At 30.7% G+C, this 622-nt stretch carries 1 protein-coding gene; it reads left to right on the top strand.

Features of this window, described 5'->3' with window-relative positions; translation table 11 throughout:
* The coding region (locus JCM12296_RS35465) for a hypothetical protein (RefSeq protein ID WP_218188479.1) at positions 1 to 611 on the top strand (611 nt) is incomplete at its 5' end.
* Positions 612 to 622: the final 11 nt, after the last annotated feature.

The following is a 622-nucleotide window of genomic DNA, read 5'->3' as shown; positions in this document are numbered from 1 at the left end:
ATCCGATGTGTAGCGCAATTTTTAATCATATGGTATCGCAGATGATTCCATCAGAAAAATTGAAGCTATTTTGTTCGATACCCATAATTTGTGAAAATATTGAATTAGAGAATGAATACGTTAATTATATAAAACTTCATGGGGTTGTAGCTGAAACCCTTCCGCAAGATGTAATTAGAAAAGAGACTAAAAAACTGAATGAATATTTAAATCATAGAAGTATGGCAGATATACTTTCATATTTAACTTTTTTCATAAACCATTTGGCGCTTTTAGAAAATAAAGACAGAGATGCAGTTTTAGCGTACCTGTTTGGTCAATTAGCTGTTGGGAATCGTTTTGTACTTATGGACATAAAACGAATGAATCCATATACCATTGGTAAGTATATTGATGATGACAATAGGATACATTTGCTTCGTGAAGCAATCATTAAAAGGTTATATGAAAAAAATACTGATGGTGATGATTTGTTCTTGTCGATATTGGAAGGTGTTTTTGTAAATCTATCTGATGATGTAAAAGAAAAGATAAAAGAAAGAATTGGGTTTAACCAATCACAAAAATCATCGGAATGGATCGAAAGGATTAACAACTTTTGTCCATTCTAAAACTTCTTATA

The organism is Desulfosarcina cetonica JCM 12296 (assembly GCF_001311845.1).
Taxonomy (GTDB): domain Bacteria; phylum Desulfobacterota; class Desulfobacteria; order Desulfobacterales; family Desulfosarcinaceae; genus Desulfosarcina; species Desulfosarcina cetonica.
This window is presented reverse-complemented; position numbering and strand designations above follow the sequence as displayed.